The organism is Roseivivax sediminis, from assembly GCF_900112685.1.
GTDB lineage: Bacteria > Pseudomonadota > Alphaproteobacteria > Rhodobacterales > Rhodobacteraceae > Roseivivax > Roseivivax sediminis.
Window position 1 is genome coordinate 335,472 of record NZ_FOMS01000001.1, and the last position, 17,293, is coordinate 352,764.

Genomic DNA, 17,293 nt, shown 5'->3' on the forward strand with positions numbered 1-17,293 from the left:
CCCGGCTCCCGATTGCCCCTCGCAGGGGGCGGACGCTTTGCCTATAAGCGGCCCCGCAACCCAAAGCCGGAGACGCACCCCATGTCCGCAGAGCTCTCGCCCATCGACAAGGCCAAGTTCGTGGCCGCCCGCCGCGCCGCCGATTTCGTCGAGGACGGGATGCGCGTCGGGCTCGGCACCGGCTCGACCGCCGCGTGGCTCGTGCGCTGCCTCGGCGAGATGGTGCGCGAGAACGGCCTGCGCATCCGCGGCGTGCCGACCTCGTCGCGCACCGCGTCGCTCGCCCGCGACGAGGGGATCGAGGTGATCACGCTCGACGAGGCGCGCTGGCTCGACATCACCATCGACGGCGCCGACGAGTTCGACGGCGCGCTCAACCTGATCAAGGGCGGCGGCGGCGCGCTATTGCAGGAGAAGATCGTGGCGACGGCCTCCGACCGCATGGTGGTTATCGCCGACGCGGCGAAGGAGGTCGCGCATCTGGGCGCTTTTCCCCTGCCCGTCGAGGTGGTGCCCTTCGGCTGGCGCACGACCGAGGCGCTGGTGGCCGAAGCGCTGGAGTCGATGGACGTAATGGGCCGCGAGACGGCGCTGCGGATGAACGGCACAGAACCCTACGTCACCGACGAGGGCAACTATATCCTCGATCTGCGTCTGGGGCGGATCGGCAATGCAAGACAGCTGGCACTGGTGCTCAACCAGATGCCGGGGGTGGTCGAGAACGGGCTTTTCATCGACATCTGCGACACCGTGGTCGTGGGCCACGGCGACGGCCGGCTGGAGCTGCGCGACATCAATGCCGGCACGGTGACCGAAGACCGCGTGGACTTCGCCGACAACGAAAACCTGTTCCGGGATCTCGGGGAGTGACGGCCGCGATGTGACGACGCCGGGCGGCAGACGCTCCCCCGCGCCCACCCTGCCGTGACTGGCCAAGGCCGGCATCCTGTGGGATACCGGCCCGGGAACCAGACGGGGGCAATGCATGAGCGAGTTCGACTACGATCTCTTCGTCATCGGCGGCGGGTCCGGGGGCACGCGCGCGGCGCGCGTCGCCGCGGGCGAGGCCGGCGCCCGGGTCGGTCTCGCCGAGGAAAGCCGGTACGGCGGTACCTGCGTGATCCGTGGCTGCGTGCCGAAGAAACTGATGGTTTTCGCTTCGGAATACGGCGACGTGGCCGAGGACGCGCGCGGCTACGGCTGGACGCTGGAGCGCGGTTCCTTCGACTGGCCCGGCTTCCGCAGCCATCTCAACACCGAGCTCGACCGGCTGGAACAGGTCTACCGCAATCTGCTGGCCGGCTCGGGGGTGGAGACCTTCGACGCCCGCGCCCGGCTGCGCGACGCGCATACGGTGGAGCTGTCGACCGGCGAGGTGAAGACGGCCAAGCACATCCTCCTGGCGACCGGCGGGCGGCCGGTGCGCCCTGATCTGCCGAACGCAGAGATGGGCCTCGTCTCCGACGACATTTTCGGGCTGGATACGCTGCCGAAGAACATCCTGATCGTCGGCGGCGGCTACATCGCCTGCGAATTCGCCTGCATCCTGCACGGGCTCGGCGTCGAAGTGACGCAATACTACCGCGGCGCCCAGATCCTTCGCGGCTTCGACGAGGAGGCGCGCGGCCTGATCGCCGACGCCATGTGCAGCCGCGGCATCGACCTGCACACCGGCACCGACATCATCGAGATCGGTCACCCCGCGGACGATCCCGGCAGCACCGGCACCAACATGTCCTCGCCGCCCGCCTCCGAAGGCGGCGCGCCGCCCGCGTCGCCGAACCGCCAGGGGCCGATCCGCATCAAGACGTCATCCGGCCAGGACAAGGTCTTCGACGCGGTCTTCTTCGCCACCGGGCGCGCGCCCAATACTGCCGACATGAGTCTGGAAGAGGCCGGCGTGCGGCTCGGCCGCGGCGGCAAGGTGGAGGTCGACGCCTACAGCCAGAGTTCCGTGCCGTCGATCTACGCCATCGGCGACGTCACAAACCGCGTGAACCTCACCCCCGTCGCGATCCGCGAGGGGATGGCCTTCGTCGAGACGGTGTTCAAGGGCAATGCCACGCCGGTGGATCACGACCTCATCCCATCGGCCGTGTTCACCCAGCCAGAGTTCGGCACCGTCGGCATGACCGAGGAAGAGGCCGCCGAGCAGGAGGAGGTCGAGGTCTACTGCACCTCCTTCCGGCCGATGCAGACAGCCTTCATCGGCCGGCCCGACCGGGTACTGATGAAGCTGATCGTGTCGAAGGAAACGCGGCGCGTCATGGGCTGTCACATCGTCGCACCCGGCGCGGGAGAAATGATCCAGCTGGCCGGCATCGCGGTGAAGATGGGCGCTACGAAAGAGGATTTCGACCGCACCTGCGCGGTGCATCCGACCATGTCCGAAGAGATCGTGACCATGCGCAAGCCGGTGCGCAGCGGTTGATTTCAAACCGCGCACAACCAGCTATAACGCATGGCAACCGAAATGGTTCATCAAGGGAAGAGCTGAATGGCAGGCAATAGCGGCGGCCCGTGGGGCGGCGGCGGATCGGGAGGCAGCGGCGGCAATGGTCCGCAGCGCCCCCAGGGCGGCGGAGGCGGCGGCGGACGCCGCCCGGACGACAACCAGATCCCCGAGATCGACGAGCTGGTGCGCAAGGGGCAGGAGCGGCTGCGCGTCCTGATGGGCGGTCGCGGCAACGGATCGGGCCCCTCGGGCGGCGGCGGGCCGTTCATGACCCGCGGCACGCTGATCATCGGCGGGCTCGTGGTGCTGGCAATCTGGCTGTTCTCCAGCTTCTACACGGTCCGCCCCGAAGAGCAGTCGGTGGAACTGTTCCTGGGCGAGTATTCCTCGACCGGGCAGCCGGGCCTCAATTTCGCGCCCTGGCCGCTGGTGACCTACGAGGTCGTCAATGTCACCTCCGAGCGGACCGAGAACATCGGCATGGGCAACGGTCCGACCGAAGAAGGACTGATGCTGACCACCGACGCCAACATCGTGGACATCGAATTCCAGGTGGTCTGGAACATCCAGGATCCGGCGCGGCTGCTGTTCAACATCCGCGACCCGCAGCTGACGGTGCAGGCGGTGTCCGAGAGCGTCATGCGCGAGATCATCGCGGCGTCCAACCTCGCCCCGATCCTCAACCGCGACCGCGGACTGATCGCCGACACCGCGCTGGAGAACATCCAAGGCACGCTGAACGAGTACGAATCGGGCATCAACGTGGTGCGTGTGAACCTCGATGCGGCCGACCCGCCGGCCGAGGTGATCGACGCCTTCCGCGAGGTGCAGGCGGCCGAGCAGGAACGCGACCGGCTTCAGCGCCAGGCCGATGCCTACGCCAACCGCGTCCTCGCGGAGGCCCGAGGCGAGGCGGCACAGACGCTCGAACAGGCCGAGGCGTACCGCGCCCAGGTGGTCAACGAGGCGATCGGTGAGGCGTCGCGCTTCATCTCCGTCGCGCAGGAGTTCAATCAGGCGCCCGAGGTCACGCAGCGTCGCCTCTACCTCGAGACCGTCGAGCGCACGCTCGGCAAGGTCGACAAGATCGTCCTCGACGAGGCGACCGGCAACGGCCAGGGGGTTCTGCCCTACCTGCCGCTCAACGAGCTGAACCGCGGCCGGCCTCAGAGCGGCCAGTCCGGCACCCAAACCCAGACCAGCGGAGGGTCGAATTGATGCGCTTCGCCGCAATCCCCGTCATCGCCCTGATCGCGGTCGTCGTCGCGGTCTACTCGGCCATCTTCATCGTCGACGAACGCGAGAAAGCCCTGGTTCTGCAGTTCGGCCAGATCAAGCAGGTGCGCGAGGAGCCGGGCATCGGCTTCAAGATCCCGATCATCCAGGAGGTCGTCTATTATGACGACCGCATCCTGTCGCTGGACACCGACACGATCGAGGTCACGCCGGCCGACGACCGCCGCCTGGTGGTCGACGCCTTTGCACGCTACCGCATCGCCGACGTGGTGCAGTTCCGCCAGGCGGTCGGCATCGGCGGCATCCGGGCGGCCGAGGATCGCCTGAGCTCGATCCTCAACGCACAGATCCGCGAGGTGCTCGGCGCCGATCAGGTCACGTCGGACCGTATCCTCTCGGTCGACCGGCGCGACCTAGCGGTGCGCATCCGGACTCAGGCGCGGCAATCGGCCGAAAGCCTGGGGCTGCAGATCGTCGACGTGCGCCTGAAGCAGACCAACCTGCCGCAGCAGAACCTCGACGCGACCTTCGCGCGGATGCGGGCCGAACGGGAACGCGAGGCCGCCGACGAGATCGCGCGCGGCAACGAGGCGGCCCAGCGCGTCCGCGCCGCCGCCGACCGCACGGTGGTCGAGACCACGTCGAACGCGACCCGCGAAGCGGACATCGTGCGTGGTGAGGCGGATGCCGAGCGCAACCGCGTCTACGCCGAAGCTTTCGGCGACAACCCCGAGTTCTTCTCCTTCTACCGGTCACTGTCGGCGCTGGAGCGGTCTCTCCAGCAGGACAACTCGACGCTGGTGATCTCGCCCGACAGCGAGTTCGTCGGGCCGCTCTTCGCGGCGATCCGGGCCGAGGGCCTGTCGGCGGTCGACATCTCGGACACCGACGTGGAGCGGCTGCGCCAGCTCGCGCCGCAATCCGAGATCTCGCCCGACCTGCCCGACAGCGCCCGCGAGGAGATCGAACGGTCGACCGAGGAAGCCGAGCGCCAGATCGAGGAACGCGCGAACCAGGACCGTCCCCAAGGCATTGGCAGCGAGCCGGGCGCGGCCGAAGAGGATCAGTCCGCGGACGACGGGGCCGCGCCGGAGGACGACCCGAACGCGGACGGCGCCGCAGAGACGGGCGACGGCGAGGAGACGCCGGAGCAAGAGGCCGCACCGCTCGGGAACTGACCGATGGACGCGCAGATCCTGCTGGCGATGCTCGCCGGTGCACTGATCGTGGAGGGGCTGGCCTATGCGCTGGCCCCTTCGCTCGTGGAGCGGGTGCTAGAGGCGCTCGCAGCCATGCCACTTGAGGCCCGCCGCCTGCTCGGCGCGCTGACAGCGCTCTCCGGGGTCGTGGTGCTCTGGCTCGCTTTCTGAACACGGCGACGGCACGCCCCGACTGCCGTGCTCCCGGAATTCACCCTCGTCGTGCTTCTCAAGCAGCTCGGAGAGGGACATGTCGGACTTGGTCATCGGGGTCTCCGTGAGAGCCCGGTCGCAGTCGGCAAGCCCCACTCCGACCTTGCACCTCGATGCGCCCCGCTCAGACCGCGGCGACACGCGAAATTTCCACCTCCTCCTCCGGCACCAACCCAGCCGGCAGAGCTAGCGATCGCTCCGGACAGGCAACTCCGGACCGTCATGGCGGTGGCCCCGGAGTTGCGGACGAGCCCCGTCACGCGGCAACCGTGCGCGATGAAGTGGCAAAGCTGATTGCGGTCCATGTAGCCGGCGGCGCCGGTGATGAAGACGTGGCGCTCAGTCGTGGGTGTCTCCGACGTGCACCGCGCCTGCCCAGGCAGGCGGCACGATGTCCTCCTGTAACTCGACACGCTCCGCCTCGCCCCTGTCGTGAAACTCGAGATGCCGCCGGAGCTTCAGACCCTCCAGCGCCAGCCGGGCCGCACGTGGGGGGCTTGCCTGGTCCGGCAAGGCATGGCCCGGGGCGTTCCGATCCTCGCCAACGGTAGCGCGCAGCGCGGTGTCCTCCCTCAACGCCGAGACAGGGCTCAGCACCGCCGCTTTCCCCTCCGGCCCAGGCGGTCCGCGCGGGGCCGCCTCGATACGGCTCGCAGCGACGTATCGGGATCTCCGCCGAACCCTTCCGCACCGGCCGAGTTGAAGGCGTTGTCCGCCTTGATGATGCACTCCACGAACGCCGCGACGGGGTCGCGCTTGCTGGAATGCTCGTAGAGCACCGTGGTTTTCGAGACGCCCGCCTCCTTTGCCACCTCATCGACGGCCAGCACGCCGTCGCAGGCGTCGACGCGCCCGATGGCGTCGAGTGTCTGGCCCTGAGCGTGTTTTCTGGGAGACCTACGCCCGCCAACGCATTGCATGGCTGCAGAAGGCTAACCCCGGATCACGGCCATGACCGCCGCCGACAGGTCCTTGAGCGCGGCGTTCCGCGTGGCGAAGTCCGTGTCGGCGTCAGAGATGAAGATGGTGACAAGCCAGGGTGCCCCGTTCGATGGCGAGACCAGCGCGACGATGTTGCGCGTCTGGTCGCCGCTGCCGGACTTGTCGAAGATCTCCCAACCGGCCGGAGCATGGCTGCGGAGAAGATCCTGCGTCACGGCGCCATGGCTCATCCACGCGGCCAGTTGTTCGCGCGAAGCGACCGTCAGCGTCTCGCCCAGCAGAAGCTCGCGCAGCGTCGCCGCCATCGCAGCCGGCGTCGTGGTGTCGCGGGGATCGCCGGGCGTGAAAGCGTTGAGGTCGGGTTCCCGCCGGTCAAGCCGGCTGACCGGGTCCCCCGCCTGCCTGAACAGGTCGGTGACCGCCTCGGGGCCGCCGGCGCGATCGAGGACGAGGTTCGCCGCGGTATTGTCGCTCATGTCGAGGGCGGCCAGGCACAGTTCGGACATGGACATGCTTTCCCCGACGTGCTCGGAGGTCACCGGCGCGTAGGACAGAAGGTCGCTCTCGCGGACGGTCAGGGCGTCCGAGAGGGAGATGTCACCCTCGTCTCGCTGCGCCAGAACCAGGGCACAGATCGGCACCTTGGCGGTGCTGTTCATGAGAAAGCGCTCATCGGGGCGGTGGGACCAGGTTGCCCCGGAGCCCGTGTCCACGAGGGCGATGCCGACGCGCGCTTCGAGACGACCCTCGATCTGACCCACGGTCCGCGCGAGCGTCGATTGCGGGGTCTCGGCGGAGGCAAACGAGGCGAACGACAAGCCGAAAGTGATCCCTGCCGCGACGCACGAGAGGAGAGAGGCGGATATCCGCATTTGTATTTCCTTTTCAAGAGGGCACCGTCAAAGGCACCAATGGAGAGCGACATCAGTGGATGTCATGCCGGAGACCTATTCCCGCTTGCCAACTCGCCTCAAACGACAAATCTTATGACCTGCCATTAGCTGAGGTATTGCCCGTGGATCGTCCCGATCTTCCGCTCAACGCGCTGCGCGTCTTCGAGGTCGCCATGCGGCAGGGCAGCTTCACCCGGGCCGCGACGGAGCTCCGCGTGACGCAGGCCGCCGTCAGCCACCAGATCGCGCGGCTGGAGGACCTGCTCGGGACGATCCTGTTCCAGCGCACGTCGCAGGGTTTGGTGCCCACCGACGAGGGGCGCGCGCTCTTTCCGGTGCTCGAGCATGGTTTCGACGCCATGGCGCGGGTGCTGGACCGCTTGACGGGCAAGCGGGATGTCGAGGTACTCAAGATCGGTGTGAACACGACTTTTGCCCTCGGCTGGCTGATGCCCCGTCTCGACAGTTTCCGGAACGCCTATCCAGAGATCGACCTGCGGATCTCCACCAACAACAACCGGGTCGAGATCCTGCGCGAGGGTCTCGACATGGCGATTCGTTTCGGCACCGGCGGATGGACCGGTCACGACGCGGTTCAGCTCATGGAGACTCCCCTGTCACCGCTCTGTGCACCCGAGCTCGCCAGAGAGTTGAGACACCCCGCCGAACTTGCCCGGACGGTCCTTTTGCGCAGCTATCGCAGCGCCGAGTGGCCTGGCTGGTTCGCGGCGGCTGGCGTGGAATGCCCGGCCCTCACCGGTCCCGTCTTCGACAGCTCCGTCGCTCTCGCCGAGGCCGCCGCTTCCCGGGCCGGCTCGGCTTTGCTGCCGGTCGCCATGTTCGAGCGCTTCATCGCGCAGGGGCGGCTGGCGCAACCCTTCGGGACCGGCGTATCCGCCGGGCGCTACTATCTCGCCTGGCCCTCCGACCGCCCGGTGTCACGGGCTATGAAGACCTTCACCCACTGGATCTCCGGCGGGCAGGATCGTGGCATGGAACTGGACAGTAGACCCCGCACAGCGCGGCCTTGCTGACCGAGAGCAAGGAAATCAGGCTTTTCGCTGGATTTAAGTCCCACTCGGTCAGGTTGACCAGGATCTCGCGAACCTGCGTGGTGCAGGCGTCTTCATCGCCGTCGTCGGCAAAGGTGCATGCCTGGCCTAGCTGAGCGCGCGCCCAGTTCCGGCCGTTTACGGCGGCAGCGGCCTCTTCCGTGTCCGCGACGTACTCGGCGGCATGCGCCTCGAATTGATAGGAGCTCCGATCCTCGGTCTCCTCGTCGGTCGTGTCCACAGCTTCACGGGCTCTGCCCCCTGACCGCCCGACGAGGCCGAAACGATCAGACGCGGCGCGTCTTCGAGCAACTCTTGCAGGAAGGCGATGCGGTCCGCGTAATTCGCCGCAGCAGGTCCGGCGACCCCACGAAACTCGCCGCCGGAAGGATGTGTTTCAGGGTCATCGGCACACCTCAGCTGCGGAGTTGATCGGCCACCGGCAGGCGGCGGATGCGCTGCCCGGTGGCGGCAAAGATCGCGTTGGTAATTGCCGGGACCACCGGAGGCAGCCCCGGTTCGCCCACACCCCCCAGAGGCATGTCATAGCCGCCCGAGTTCACCAGATGCACGTTCATGTCACGCGGCGCGATCTCCATGCGAGGGATCAGGTAGCTGTCGAAATTGCCTTGCTGCGCACGCCCGTCATGAAATGTGATTTCGGTCGTGAGAGCCTGACCCACACCCATGATCACCGCGCCCTCCATCTGCGAGCGGATGCGGTCGGGATTGACATGTGCGCCGCAGTCGATGGCGATCTCGACCCGCGGTATACGCACTTGACCGTCCACGACCTCGACCTCGGTTGCCACGGCGACATGGCTGACGAAGCTGTAATGCGCCGCCAGTCCCAAGCCCCGGCCGGAGGGCATCTCGCGGCCCCATCCGATTGCCTCGGCTACCGTCTCGGTCACCTTGCGCAGGCGACCCGTGTCGATGGGATAGCGGTCGGGGTTCTCGCCATAGTTCCAGACATCGCCGATCTCGCTCGGGTCGATCAGGCGGGCGGGCCCGATCACCTCCAGCAGGTAGTCGCGCGGATCGCGGCCCGCCGCTTCGGCCAATTCCGCGATAAACGACTGGATGGCGAAGGCATGCGGGATGTTGGACACCGACCGGTACCAGCCGATCCGCACATGGGCCGGGGCCTGCGGGTTCTCGGCCCGGACATTGGGGATGTCCAGGGGCATGTTGGTCAGGCCCATGCCCAGCTCAAAGGGCAACTTCTCCTTCGGATCGGGCGCGAAGATCGAACCGATCGTGGGGGCGGCGGTGCGGTGCAGCCAAGCGACGGCCTTGCCGGCATCGTCCAGCCCCGCTTCCAACCGCTCGACCGAAACGGTGTGGTAGTAGCTGTGATGCAGGTCGTCCTCGCGCGTCCAGGTCAGTTTGACCGGGATACCCATCTCGCGGCTGAGCATCGCGGCCTCCAGCACGAAATCGGGCTTGGACTTGCGCCCGAAGCCGCCGCCCAGCAGCGTGACGTTCACGGTCACGTCCTCCTCGGGCAACTCCATCTGCTCCGCCAGACGCAGACGTGTCACTTGGGGGGCCTGCACGCAGGCCCAGACTTCGCAGGATCCGTCGCGGACATCGGCCACGGCGGCGGGCGGCTCCATCGGTGCCTGCGCCAGATGGGGGATGTAGTATTCCGCCACCACGCGGGTCGGCGCCTCGGCCAGCGCGGTCTCGACATCGCCCCGGTTCAGGATCAGCTTGCCGTCGCTGGTCCGTACCGCTGCCTCAAGCTCGGCTTTGTAGTCTTCCGAGGAATAGCCGCCATGGGGGCCGTCATCCCATTCGATGACCAGCGCCTCGCGGCCCTTGATTGCGGCCCAGGTGTTGCGGGCGATGACCGCCACCCCGCCAAGCGGCTGGAACTCGGCGGGAATAGCCGGCGGATCCAGACGGACGATTCGCTCGACTCCGGCCACCTGCAGGGCGGCTCTGTCATCCACACTGGCGACGCGGCCTCCGATGACCGGCGGGCGGGCGATGACCGCATAGAGCATCCCGTCGCGGCGGACATCGATCCCATAGGTCGTCGTGCCGCGCGTGATGTCATCATTGTCGACGAGCCCGATGTCGCTTTTCCCAATATAGCGGAAGCTTGCCGGATCCTTGAGGCGCAGCCCGTCGCGGTCGGGGACCGGCAAGACGGCGGCGGCACTGGCCAACTCGCCAAAGCTCATCGTACGGTCCGAGCTTGCGTGGCGCACGACATGGCCCTCGGCGCGCACCTCGGCCACGGGCACATCCCAGGCATTGGCGGCAGCCAGTTCCAGCATGGTGCGGGCCGAGGCCCCGGCACGGCGCATGGGATCGAAGAAATGGCGCAGGCTGCGCGAGCCGTCGGTGTCCTGGTTGCCATAGCGCAGCTCGTCGCCGGGGGCCTGCGTCACGCGAACCCTATCCCAGTCCGCCTCCAATTCGTCCGCCACGACCATGGCGATCGAGGTGCGCACCCCCTGTCCCATCTCGGCGCGGTGGACGGTCACGGTGACGATGCCGTCCTCGTCGATCGAGACGAAGACGTTTGGATCGTCGCGCCAACCGTTCGGCATCGCATCGGCGCCGAACTCGACCGGCGCCTCCTGAGAGCGACCCCGGGGGGGCAGGCCCACGGCCAGAACAAGACCGCCGGCACCCATGCCCAACACCAGGGAACGGCGGCTGACATTCACAATGCGCGTAGTCTGCATCATTCCGCCCTCGCTTGCGCGGCCTGCTTGATCGCAGCCCGGATGCGCGGATAGGTGCCGCAGCGGCAGAGGTTCGCGCTCATAACCATGTCAATGTCTTCGTCAGTGAGGTCGGGCGTGGAATCGACCAGCGCCGCCGCCTGCATGATCTGCCCGGCCTGGCAGTATCCGCATTGCGACACGTTCAGATCGCGCCAGGCCACCTGTACCGGATGGTCGCCGTTTTCGGTCAGCCCCTCGATAGTGCTCACTTCGGAACCTTCGGCCATCGAGATCGGAGTGATGCAGGCGAAGGTCGCATAGCTGTCCAGATGGATCATGCAGGCACCACATTGCGCCATGCCGCAGCCGAACTTGGTACCGGTCAATCCCAGTTCGTCGCGCAGATACCACAGCAGCGGCATCTCGGGGTCGCCATCGAAGCTGTGCTCCCTTCCGTTCACGGTAAGGGTGATCAATTTACATTCCTCGATTTCACGATGCGTTTCACTGGTGATGGCAGTGTCGCCACCGAACAATCGGAACGACGCCGTGGGCATGGCAACGTCTTCAAGAAGCATGGGCGCAAGCTACGCTTAACGTTTCCGCTTGCCGCACTTGTAGAAAGGGGGGCGGCATCGGCATGCGGCCAGTTGCAGAGACCGGCTCGGGTCAAGCGCTCGAAGTCCGCATCCGGCGCGGGCATCGCCACGCTCGCGCGCACCGCCGATGATCCACACAGGATCTCGCCCTGCGGGACGGCGAATTTATTGCCGCCCAGATCCGGATCGGATGTGTAGCGCCAGACATTTGCCGGATCACCACCGATCGCATTCTGCGGGCGTACTGCGTCTGAATTCTGGTCTGGCGCATGGGCCTTGCCTGCTTCGGTCAGCATCACCCGGCGCGACGCGCCCACGCTGAGCCGGCTGGCGAGAGCGGCACCGGCCGAGGCACCACGTACGACGACTACGTCGAAACCACTGCCGCTTGCAATCGCCGGTGAGGCTAGAGCCACGGTTGTCTTAACCGCGACGGCGCAGCGGACTACGGTCCCGCGGTCCCCGTCGAACATGGAATTTTCGTTGCCAATTGCCATGGCATCTTCCTTCCTGGCTGGCGTCTGGCCGATTTTGCCTGCACGCACGAAAGCGTCAGAGTATTGCTGAGCCGGCTGGCCAATTTCCCTCAGCCTAGCTGGCGCGCTCGCTGCCCGCGGCGCAGGACTTGCTGCCCAAGCGCCGATATTGCGGCGTTCATGCTGCAAAGCCGGATAACTGCGCGAGTACGTATGGCCCACTCCAGGTGCGAGCGCCGAGTGAATGTCGGTGTGATCAGTTTGCGCAAACGTATTTCGGCATGTCGGCGCAATGGCCGCCCCAAGGCGGAGACCCGCGCGTCCCGGCCCTCCCAGGGGAGCCGTCCTTGTCGGGCCATCTTAAGCCGGAGGCCCTCGGGACAGGTAGTGTCCCGGCATGGTGTACGAGCGCCGACCTTCGGAGAGGTCCGAGCCTGGGCAGGTGGCCATTGCGGGCAGCCTGATGCCGGGATTGTCCGTGAAAGACCCTCGATCTGGTTGAGATACAACTGGCCGAGACTCCGCACATCATTGCTCACGGCCATGTCTCCGTCCTCGATCACGTCCACAAGTCGATTGAGGTGGACACGCCTGCTGGCGGCCACCACGCCGTGCTCGGCCAGATGCGCGCGAAGGGCCGTGATCATCTCGGTGCGTTGGCCGACGCACATCTGCCTGTGCGGAACAGCCTCGCGCGGGCTTGCTGCTCTGCCGTCTTCAAGGCAACAAAGCGCATGGTGGGACGCAGCGCTGCCTCGGCATCACCTGCATCGTTCTCCTGCTGATTGACGAACGGCTTCTCGTAGATCGGCCGGATCAGACGAACCTCGTGTCCCATCTTCTTGAAGGTACGGCCCCAACCACGGGCTGTCGCTCAGGCTTCCACGGCGATAATGCACCTCGGCTGCTGGGCGATGAAAGCGCGCGACACGTTCTTGCGAAACGCGACAGAGCCGTCTCCGCGTGCCCCGTGCAGATGGAAAACCCGCTTTGCAAGATCAATCTCGGCGATGGTAATCTCGGACACGAATACTCCCTCTGTCTGTGGTGCCTTCAGCAAGCATCAACGTGGCATTTTGCGATACCGTCGGGAGGGGGCATCGATGCCATCAACAGAGCCGCCGATGGAGGAAAAATCTATCCGCAAGACCGGTGCCATCGCAGCAAATGCTGAGACGCGTCGCCGCGATCATCGACTAATTTGTTCATTTTGGGCGTGCCCGGTTTGCCCGAACAACAGAGTCTGCAAACACGAGGACAGGATTGACGATGTCGCTGACGAACGAGCCCCCGATTATGGACTCACGGCAAAACCTCCTGAATTCCGCCGCCATGGCTGTCGGCGTCCTGACCCAACAGTCAGGTCCGGCGCGCGCCGATGAGAGGAGCATCGTTCTCCTCCATGGCGCCAATGTCGAGGGCCGCACCTGGGGCGATGTCTATCACCGGCGGACGGCCTAGTGGTCACGGTTGCGCAGATGCTGCTCATTGACCATTCCTATGGCGCGTGGTGCTAAGCGAGATCGACCTAGCCCCGGACGTCAGGGGGCTCGTCTACGTCGCGGCGTTCCAGCCCGAGGTCGGGGAAAGCCGCGGGAAACTGCTCACCTCCTCCCCACCGCGTTCATGCGAGACAAGCTCGCCGTCTTCGAGAATGGCCATCGTCCACGACGATGCCTTCCTCTCGGTCGTCGGCGACCGCCTTTCGGAGGAAAACGCGAACTTTGTGGCGCGGTTGCAAGCTGCATCCAGTGCGGAGATCCTCGAATACCGAACTGAGGCGGCGGCTCGGAACGAAAAGCCGAACTGGTCGCTCATCGCGATCCTCGGGAGGCCCACCGCGCCCGTCCTGCAGCGTCGGATGTCGCGGGCGCCGGTTCGATCTTCGCGGATATCGAGAACGGTCACATGTTGCCGATGACAAATCCAGACGAGGTGGTCGATCCTATCCGGCAGGCAGCCAAAGCGGTGGACTGATCGGCATCTGTCGCGCGAAGTTGAAAGGAAGGCGATTGCTGTTGAGCAGGAAATCTGAGGTCGAGCAATCGGACCGCGGCCATGCAACGGGTGAGGTCCAGCGGCTTCTTCGTCTGGAAGCATCGGCGATTCTTGCCGCGAGCACCACTGTGTTCTTTCATTTTGGCGGTGAACTCTGGGTATTCGCGCTCCTGTTCCTCGCACCGGACCTGAGCCTTGTCGGTTATGCCTTGAGTAGGAAGGTGGGCGCCGGTTTCTACAACGCCGCCCACAGCTACGCCGCGCATGTCTTGCTGGCCGTCGCCGGTGTTCTGACCGGCCTTGCGCTTCTCTGGCAGGTCGCCCTGATATTTGCCGCTCATGCCGCCTTCGACCGAGGTCTCGGTTACGGCCTGAAATACGCGGCCGGCTTCCGCCACACACATCTCGGCACGATAGGAAAACCTGTCCGAGGCGATTGCTGAGTTGCGGTGGGTCGACACGACCAGCGGCCAGTACCGACTATCCTAGTCGGTTTCCGATCGCCCAACGATCAAATCGCAAGAACGGCCTCCTCGCAGCAGGATCAGAAACGTGACGCCGGTCCGCACACGCTAGGACAGTCTCATTGCAGGGCATTGTGCCCGAACTGCTGTCCGCCGACGGGATCGCGACTCGGGGCTCACCACAAGCCGGCGAACGGCATGGCCCGAACGAACAGGATTTACCATGACGACCAAAGGCACCCCGACACCGCGCCTGACGACCACTGCCGGCGCGCCAGTCGCCGACAACCAGAACAGTCTCACCGCCGGTGTGCGCGGCCCGGTTCTGATCCAGGACTGGCAGCTGATCGAGAAACTGGCCCACCAGAACCGTGAGCGGATTCCCGAGCGCGTCGTCCATGCAAAGGGGTGGGGCGCATATGGCACGTTGCGGATCACGGGCGACATATCGCACCTGACCTGTGCCGCCGTGCTGCAACCCGGCGCCGAGACGCCGATGATCGCGCGCTTCTCGACCGTGGCCGGTGAAATGGGCGCCGCGGACCATGAGCGGGACGTGCGCGGCTTCGCCCTCAAGTTCTACACGGCAGAGGGCAACTGGGATCTGGTCGGCAACAACACCCCGGTCTTCTTCGTCCGCGATCCGCTCAAGTTCCCCGACTTCATCCATACGCAAAAGCGTCACCCGCGCACCAACTTGCGCTCGCCCACCGCCATGTGGGATTTCTGGTCCCTCTCGCCCGAGAGCCTGCACCAGGTCACGATGCTGTTCTCGGACCGCGGCCTGCCCGTCAGCCCGATGCACATGAACGGCTATGGCAGTCACGCCTACAGCCTCTGGAACGAGAAGGGCACGCGGGTCTGGGTGAAGGTCCACTTCAAGACCCGGCAGGGTCATCGCCACCATACCGATGCCGAGGCTCAGGAGGTCGTGGGTCGAACCCGCGAAGGTTACCAGGAGGCGCTCTTCGGAGCGATCGAGGCGGGGGAGTTCCCGCGATGGACGCTGCAGGTGCAGGTCATGACCGAGGACCAGGCTGAGGCGTGCCCGTTCAACCCGTTCGACCTCACCAAGGTCTGGCCCCATGCGGATTTCCCGCCGATCGAGATCGGCGTCCTCGAACTCGACCGCAATCCCGACAACTACTTCGCCGAGATCGAGCAGCTCGCCTTCAGCCCGTCGAACGTCGTGCGCGGCATCGGCCACTCGCCGGACCGGATGCTGCAGGGCAGGATCTTCGCCTACGCCGACGCCCATCGCTATCGCCTGGGGACCCATTACGAGGCGCTGCCGGTCAACAGACCGCGCTGCCCGGTGCATCACTATCACAAGGACGGGGCGATGCGCTTCTTCGAAACCCTGACCGATCCGGATGCCTATTACGAGCCGAACAGCTTCGACGGTCCGCGGCAGGACGCATCCTTTGCCGAGCCTCCACTCGGCCTGCAGGGTCCGACCGGCCGGTTCGACCATCGCGACGGCACCGACGATTTCAGCCAGCCGCGCGCGCTGTTCGGGCTCTTCGACGAGGAGCAGAAAGCCCGGCTCTACGCCAACATCGCCAGGTCGATGCGCGGCGTTCCCGACGAGATCGCCGAGCGGCAGGTCCGCCTCTTCCAGCAGGTCCATCCGAATTTCGGCGCGGGCGTCTGTGCGGCGCTCGATGCGCTGGACCCGCAATTCTGATGGAATTCGGTGAGGAAAGCCGACACCCGCGACATGACTGCCGGGCCGCCCAGAGGACGGTCCATGATCGAATGACCGGCGCCCTCGGCGCGGACGGCGAAAGGAGAAGTCACGATGAGCAACCAATGGCCCCAACTCGACTACCTCGGATGGCACGAGACCTGCTCCGCCCTGCATCTTTACCTGCAGATCGTGGGAAAGTACCGGCTGGCGCACACGCCTTGGCTCAACCATTCCTGGAACGCGACGTTCTATGTCACGCCGACGGGCCTGGCATCCTCGCCGATCCCGGACGGTCCGGGTATCGAGATCCTGTTCGACTTGAAAGAGCATAAGCTCGTGGGAACCTGCGGCCACGGCCACCGGGCCTCGTTCGATCTCGCCCCAACCACTGTCGCGGCGTTTCGTGCAGAGTTCGTGGCGCTCGTCACCGAGCTCGGCGGGACGCCGACCTTCAACGACACCCCGAACGAGGTGCCCAACCCCGTTCCCTTCAGCGAGGACCATCGCGACCGGCCTTATGACCGGTACGCAGTGCATCGCTACCACCAGGCGATGGTGGCGATCGACCGGGTGTTCTATCGGTTCCGGACGTCCTTCCTCGGCAAGTCGAGCCCGGTTCACCTTTTCTGGGGCGCGCTGGATCTCGCGGTGACACGATTCTCGGGGCGCCGCGCCCCGCTGCATCCCGCCGGGATCCCGTCCCTGCCGGACGACGTGGCGCAGGAAGCCTACGACCGGGAAGTGTCCTCCGCCGGGTTCTGGCCGGGCGGCAACGGCATCGACTACCCCGCCTTCTATGCCTACGCCTATCCCACGCCTGCGGGCTATCGAACCGCACCGGTGCAGCCCGACGCTGCCTTCTGGCATGACGGCCTGTCGGAGTTCATGCTGCCCTACGATCACGTGCAGGCCGCACCGGATCCCGACGAGGCTCTGATGGCGTTCCTAGTGTCGACCTACGAGGCTGCGGCCGATCTTGGGCAATGGGATCGCGAACTTCTGGAATGTGACCACGGTCGCCCGCGCCGGGTGCGCGCGCCCTCTGCCGCACCCATGCCTGCAGCCTCAACGGTGGATGGCACGGTCTAGTGGGAAAATGGTTCATTGAAGGGCCGGTATCGGTTTGTCCTCGATGGCGCCGAGGCGGAGATGACCTACAGCCGCTTCGGCGCATGGCAGATAATCATCGACGTCACCGAAGCCTTGCTGGGCCGCCGCTAGGTCGGCGAACAACTGGTGCAACAGACGATAAAGAACGCGCAGCGGGACAAGGTGGTCATCATTCCGCTCTGCCCGTTCGCGAAGGCACTGATCGGTCGCCACCCGGAATGGCAGGATCTGCTGTTCCCGCCCCAGACCTGAGCGTCGTGGATCGCCCCTGCCGGGCCCCGA

General features: G+C 65.9%; 20 protein-coding genes. 11 read left to right on the forward strand and 9 right to left on the reverse strand.

Annotated features, from left to right (window positions below; all coding sequences use genetic code 11):
- Positions 1 to 81 precede the first annotated feature (81 nt).
- The 5 genes from rpiA to F3H57_RS01715 all read left to right on the forward strand — a co-directional run bounded on the left by rpiA (position 82) and on the right by F3H57_RS01715 (position 5,061).
- Positions 82 to 870, forward strand: a complete 789-nt coding sequence (gene rpiA / locus F3H57_RS01695; protein ID WP_149754140.1) for a ribose-5-phosphate isomerase RpiA — start codon at positions 82 to 84, stop codon at positions 868 to 870.
- Positions 871 to 985: 115 nt separating this feature from the next.
- Positions 986 to 2,431, forward strand: coding sequence for an FAD-dependent oxidoreductase (locus tag F3H57_RS01700; RefSeq protein ID WP_149754141.1), 1,446 nt, complete (start codon positions 986 to 988; stop codon positions 2,429 to 2,431).
- A gap of 66 nt (positions 2,432 to 2,497) precedes the next feature.
- Positions 2,498 to 3,673, forward strand: a complete 1,176-nt coding sequence (gene hflK, locus F3H57_RS01705) for an FtsH protease activity modulator HflK (RefSeq protein ID WP_149754142.1) — start codon at positions 2,498 to 2,500, stop codon at positions 3,671 to 3,673.
- Positions 3,673 to 4,869 (forward strand): protease modulator HflC, encoded by a 1,197-nt coding sequence (locus F3H57_RS01710; protein WP_223162895.1) that lies wholly within the window; start codon positions 3,673 to 3,675, stop codon positions 4,867 to 4,869. The genes hflK and F3H57_RS01710 overlap by 1 nt, the downstream gene beginning before the upstream one ends.
- Before the next feature lie 3 nt (positions 4,870 to 4,872).
- On the forward strand, positions 4,873 to 5,061 hold the full coding sequence (locus tag F3H57_RS01715) for a DUF2065 domain-containing protein (protein WP_188129572.1): 189 nt from the start codon (positions 4,873 to 4,875) through the stop codon (positions 5,059 to 5,061).
- Positions 5,062 to 5,442: 381 nt separating this feature from the next.
- Here the strand turns inward: F3H57_RS01715 and F3H57_RS22420 are convergent, their stop codons facing one another.
- The 3 genes from F3H57_RS22420 to bla form a co-directional block, all read right to left on the reverse strand.
- Entirely contained in the window at positions 5,443 to 5,700 is a 258-nt protein-coding gene (locus tag F3H57_RS22420; RefSeq protein ID WP_223162896.1) for a hypothetical protein, read from the reverse strand.
- Positions 5,694 to 5,933, reverse strand: a complete 240-nt coding sequence (locus tag F3H57_RS22425) for a hypothetical protein (RefSeq protein WP_223162897.1) — start codon at positions 5,931 to 5,933, stop codon at positions 5,694 to 5,696. Before F3H57_RS22425 ends, F3H57_RS22420 begins: the two co-directional genes overlap by 7 nt.
- Positions 5,934 to 6,035: 102 nt before the next feature.
- Positions 6,036 to 6,863: a class A beta-lactamase gene (gene bla / locus F3H57_RS01725; RefSeq protein WP_223162898.1), complete on the reverse strand. Its 828-nt coding sequence runs from the start codon at positions 6,861 to 6,863 to the stop codon at positions 6,036 to 6,038.
- 191 nt (positions 6,864 to 7,054) lie between these two features.
- Here bla and F3H57_RS01730 point away from each other — a divergent pair, with 191 nt between their 5' ends.
- On the forward strand, positions 7,055 to 7,972 hold the full coding sequence (locus tag F3H57_RS01730; RefSeq protein ID WP_223162899.1) for a LysR family transcriptional regulator: 918 nt from the start codon (positions 7,055 to 7,057) through the stop codon (positions 7,970 to 7,972).
- Positions 7,973 to 8,406: 434 nt separating this feature from the next.
- Here F3H57_RS01730 and F3H57_RS01735 read toward each other — a convergent pair whose 3' ends face one another.
- The 5 genes from F3H57_RS01735 to F3H57_RS22920 all read right to left on the reverse strand — a co-directional run bounded on the left by F3H57_RS01735 (position 8,407) and on the right by F3H57_RS22920 (position 12,776).
- Complete coding sequence (locus tag F3H57_RS01735; RefSeq protein WP_223162900.1) at positions 8,407 to 10,695, reverse strand: xanthine dehydrogenase family protein molybdopterin-binding subunit; 2,289 nt, start codon at positions 10,693 to 10,695, stop codon at positions 8,407 to 8,409.
- Positions 10,692 to 11,147, reverse strand: coding sequence for a 2Fe-2S iron-sulfur cluster-binding protein (locus tag F3H57_RS01740; protein ID WP_316632455.1), 456 nt, complete (start codon positions 11,145 to 11,147; stop codon positions 10,692 to 10,694). The genes F3H57_RS01735 and F3H57_RS01740 overlap by 4 nt, the downstream gene beginning before the upstream one ends.
- Entirely contained in the window at positions 11,147 to 11,770 is a 624-nt protein-coding gene (locus tag F3H57_RS01745; RefSeq protein ID WP_223162901.1) for a GMC family oxidoreductase N-terminal domain-containing protein, read from the reverse strand. The genes F3H57_RS01740 and F3H57_RS01745 overlap by 1 nt, the downstream gene beginning before the upstream one ends.
- A gap of 622 nt (positions 11,771 to 12,392) precedes the next feature.
- Positions 12,393 to 12,587, reverse strand: coding sequence for a hypothetical protein (locus F3H57_RS22915; RefSeq protein WP_149754146.1), 195 nt, complete (start codon positions 12,585 to 12,587; stop codon positions 12,393 to 12,395).
- A 36-nt stretch (positions 12,588 to 12,623) separates the two neighbouring features.
- Positions 12,624 to 12,776 (reverse strand): hypothetical protein, encoded by a 153-nt coding sequence (locus F3H57_RS22920; RefSeq protein WP_188129573.1) that lies wholly within the window; start codon positions 12,774 to 12,776, stop codon positions 12,624 to 12,626.
- 242 nt (positions 12,777 to 13,018) lie between these two features.
- Between F3H57_RS22920 and F3H57_RS01755 the strand changes: the two genes are divergently transcribed.
- Positions 13,019 to 13,210, forward strand: coding sequence for a hypothetical protein (locus F3H57_RS01755; RefSeq protein WP_149754147.1), 192 nt, complete (start codon positions 13,019 to 13,021; stop codon positions 13,208 to 13,210).
- 93 nt (positions 13,211 to 13,303) lie between these two features.
- Here the strand turns inward: F3H57_RS01755 and F3H57_RS01760 are convergent, their stop codons facing one another.
- Positions 13,304 to 13,567 (reverse strand): hypothetical protein, encoded by a 264-nt coding sequence (locus tag F3H57_RS01760; protein ID WP_149754148.1) that lies wholly within the window; start codon positions 13,565 to 13,567, stop codon positions 13,304 to 13,306.
- 308 nt (positions 13,568 to 13,875) lie between these two features.
- Here F3H57_RS01760 and F3H57_RS22925 point away from each other — a divergent pair, with 308 nt between their 5' ends.
- The 4 genes from F3H57_RS22925 (at position 13,876) to F3H57_RS22440 (ending at position 17,263) form a co-directional block, all read left to right on the forward strand.
- Positions 13,876 to 14,190, forward strand: coding sequence for a DUF4260 family protein (locus tag F3H57_RS22925; protein ID WP_394349811.1), 315 nt, complete (start codon positions 13,876 to 13,878; stop codon positions 14,188 to 14,190).
- Between the two features lie 244 nt (positions 14,191 to 14,434).
- A complete protein-coding gene (locus F3H57_RS01770; protein ID WP_149754150.1) occupies positions 14,435 to 15,898 on the forward strand; it encodes a catalase in 1,464 nt (487 codons plus the stop codon).
- Positions 15,899 to 16,012: 114 nt separating this feature from the next.
- Entirely contained in the window at positions 16,013 to 16,990 is a 978-nt protein-coding gene (locus tag F3H57_RS01775; RefSeq protein ID WP_149754151.1) for a DUF5996 family protein, read from the forward strand.
- Between the two features lie 144 nt (positions 16,991 to 17,134).
- The gene (locus tag F3H57_RS22440) at positions 17,135 to 17,263 is read left to right on the forward strand and encodes a GNAT family N-acetyltransferase (protein WP_316632457.1); all 129 of its coding nucleotides are present in this window, start codon (positions 17,135 to 17,137) and stop codon (positions 17,261 to 17,263) included.
- The last annotated feature ends 30 nt before the right edge of the window (positions 17,264 to 17,293 follow it).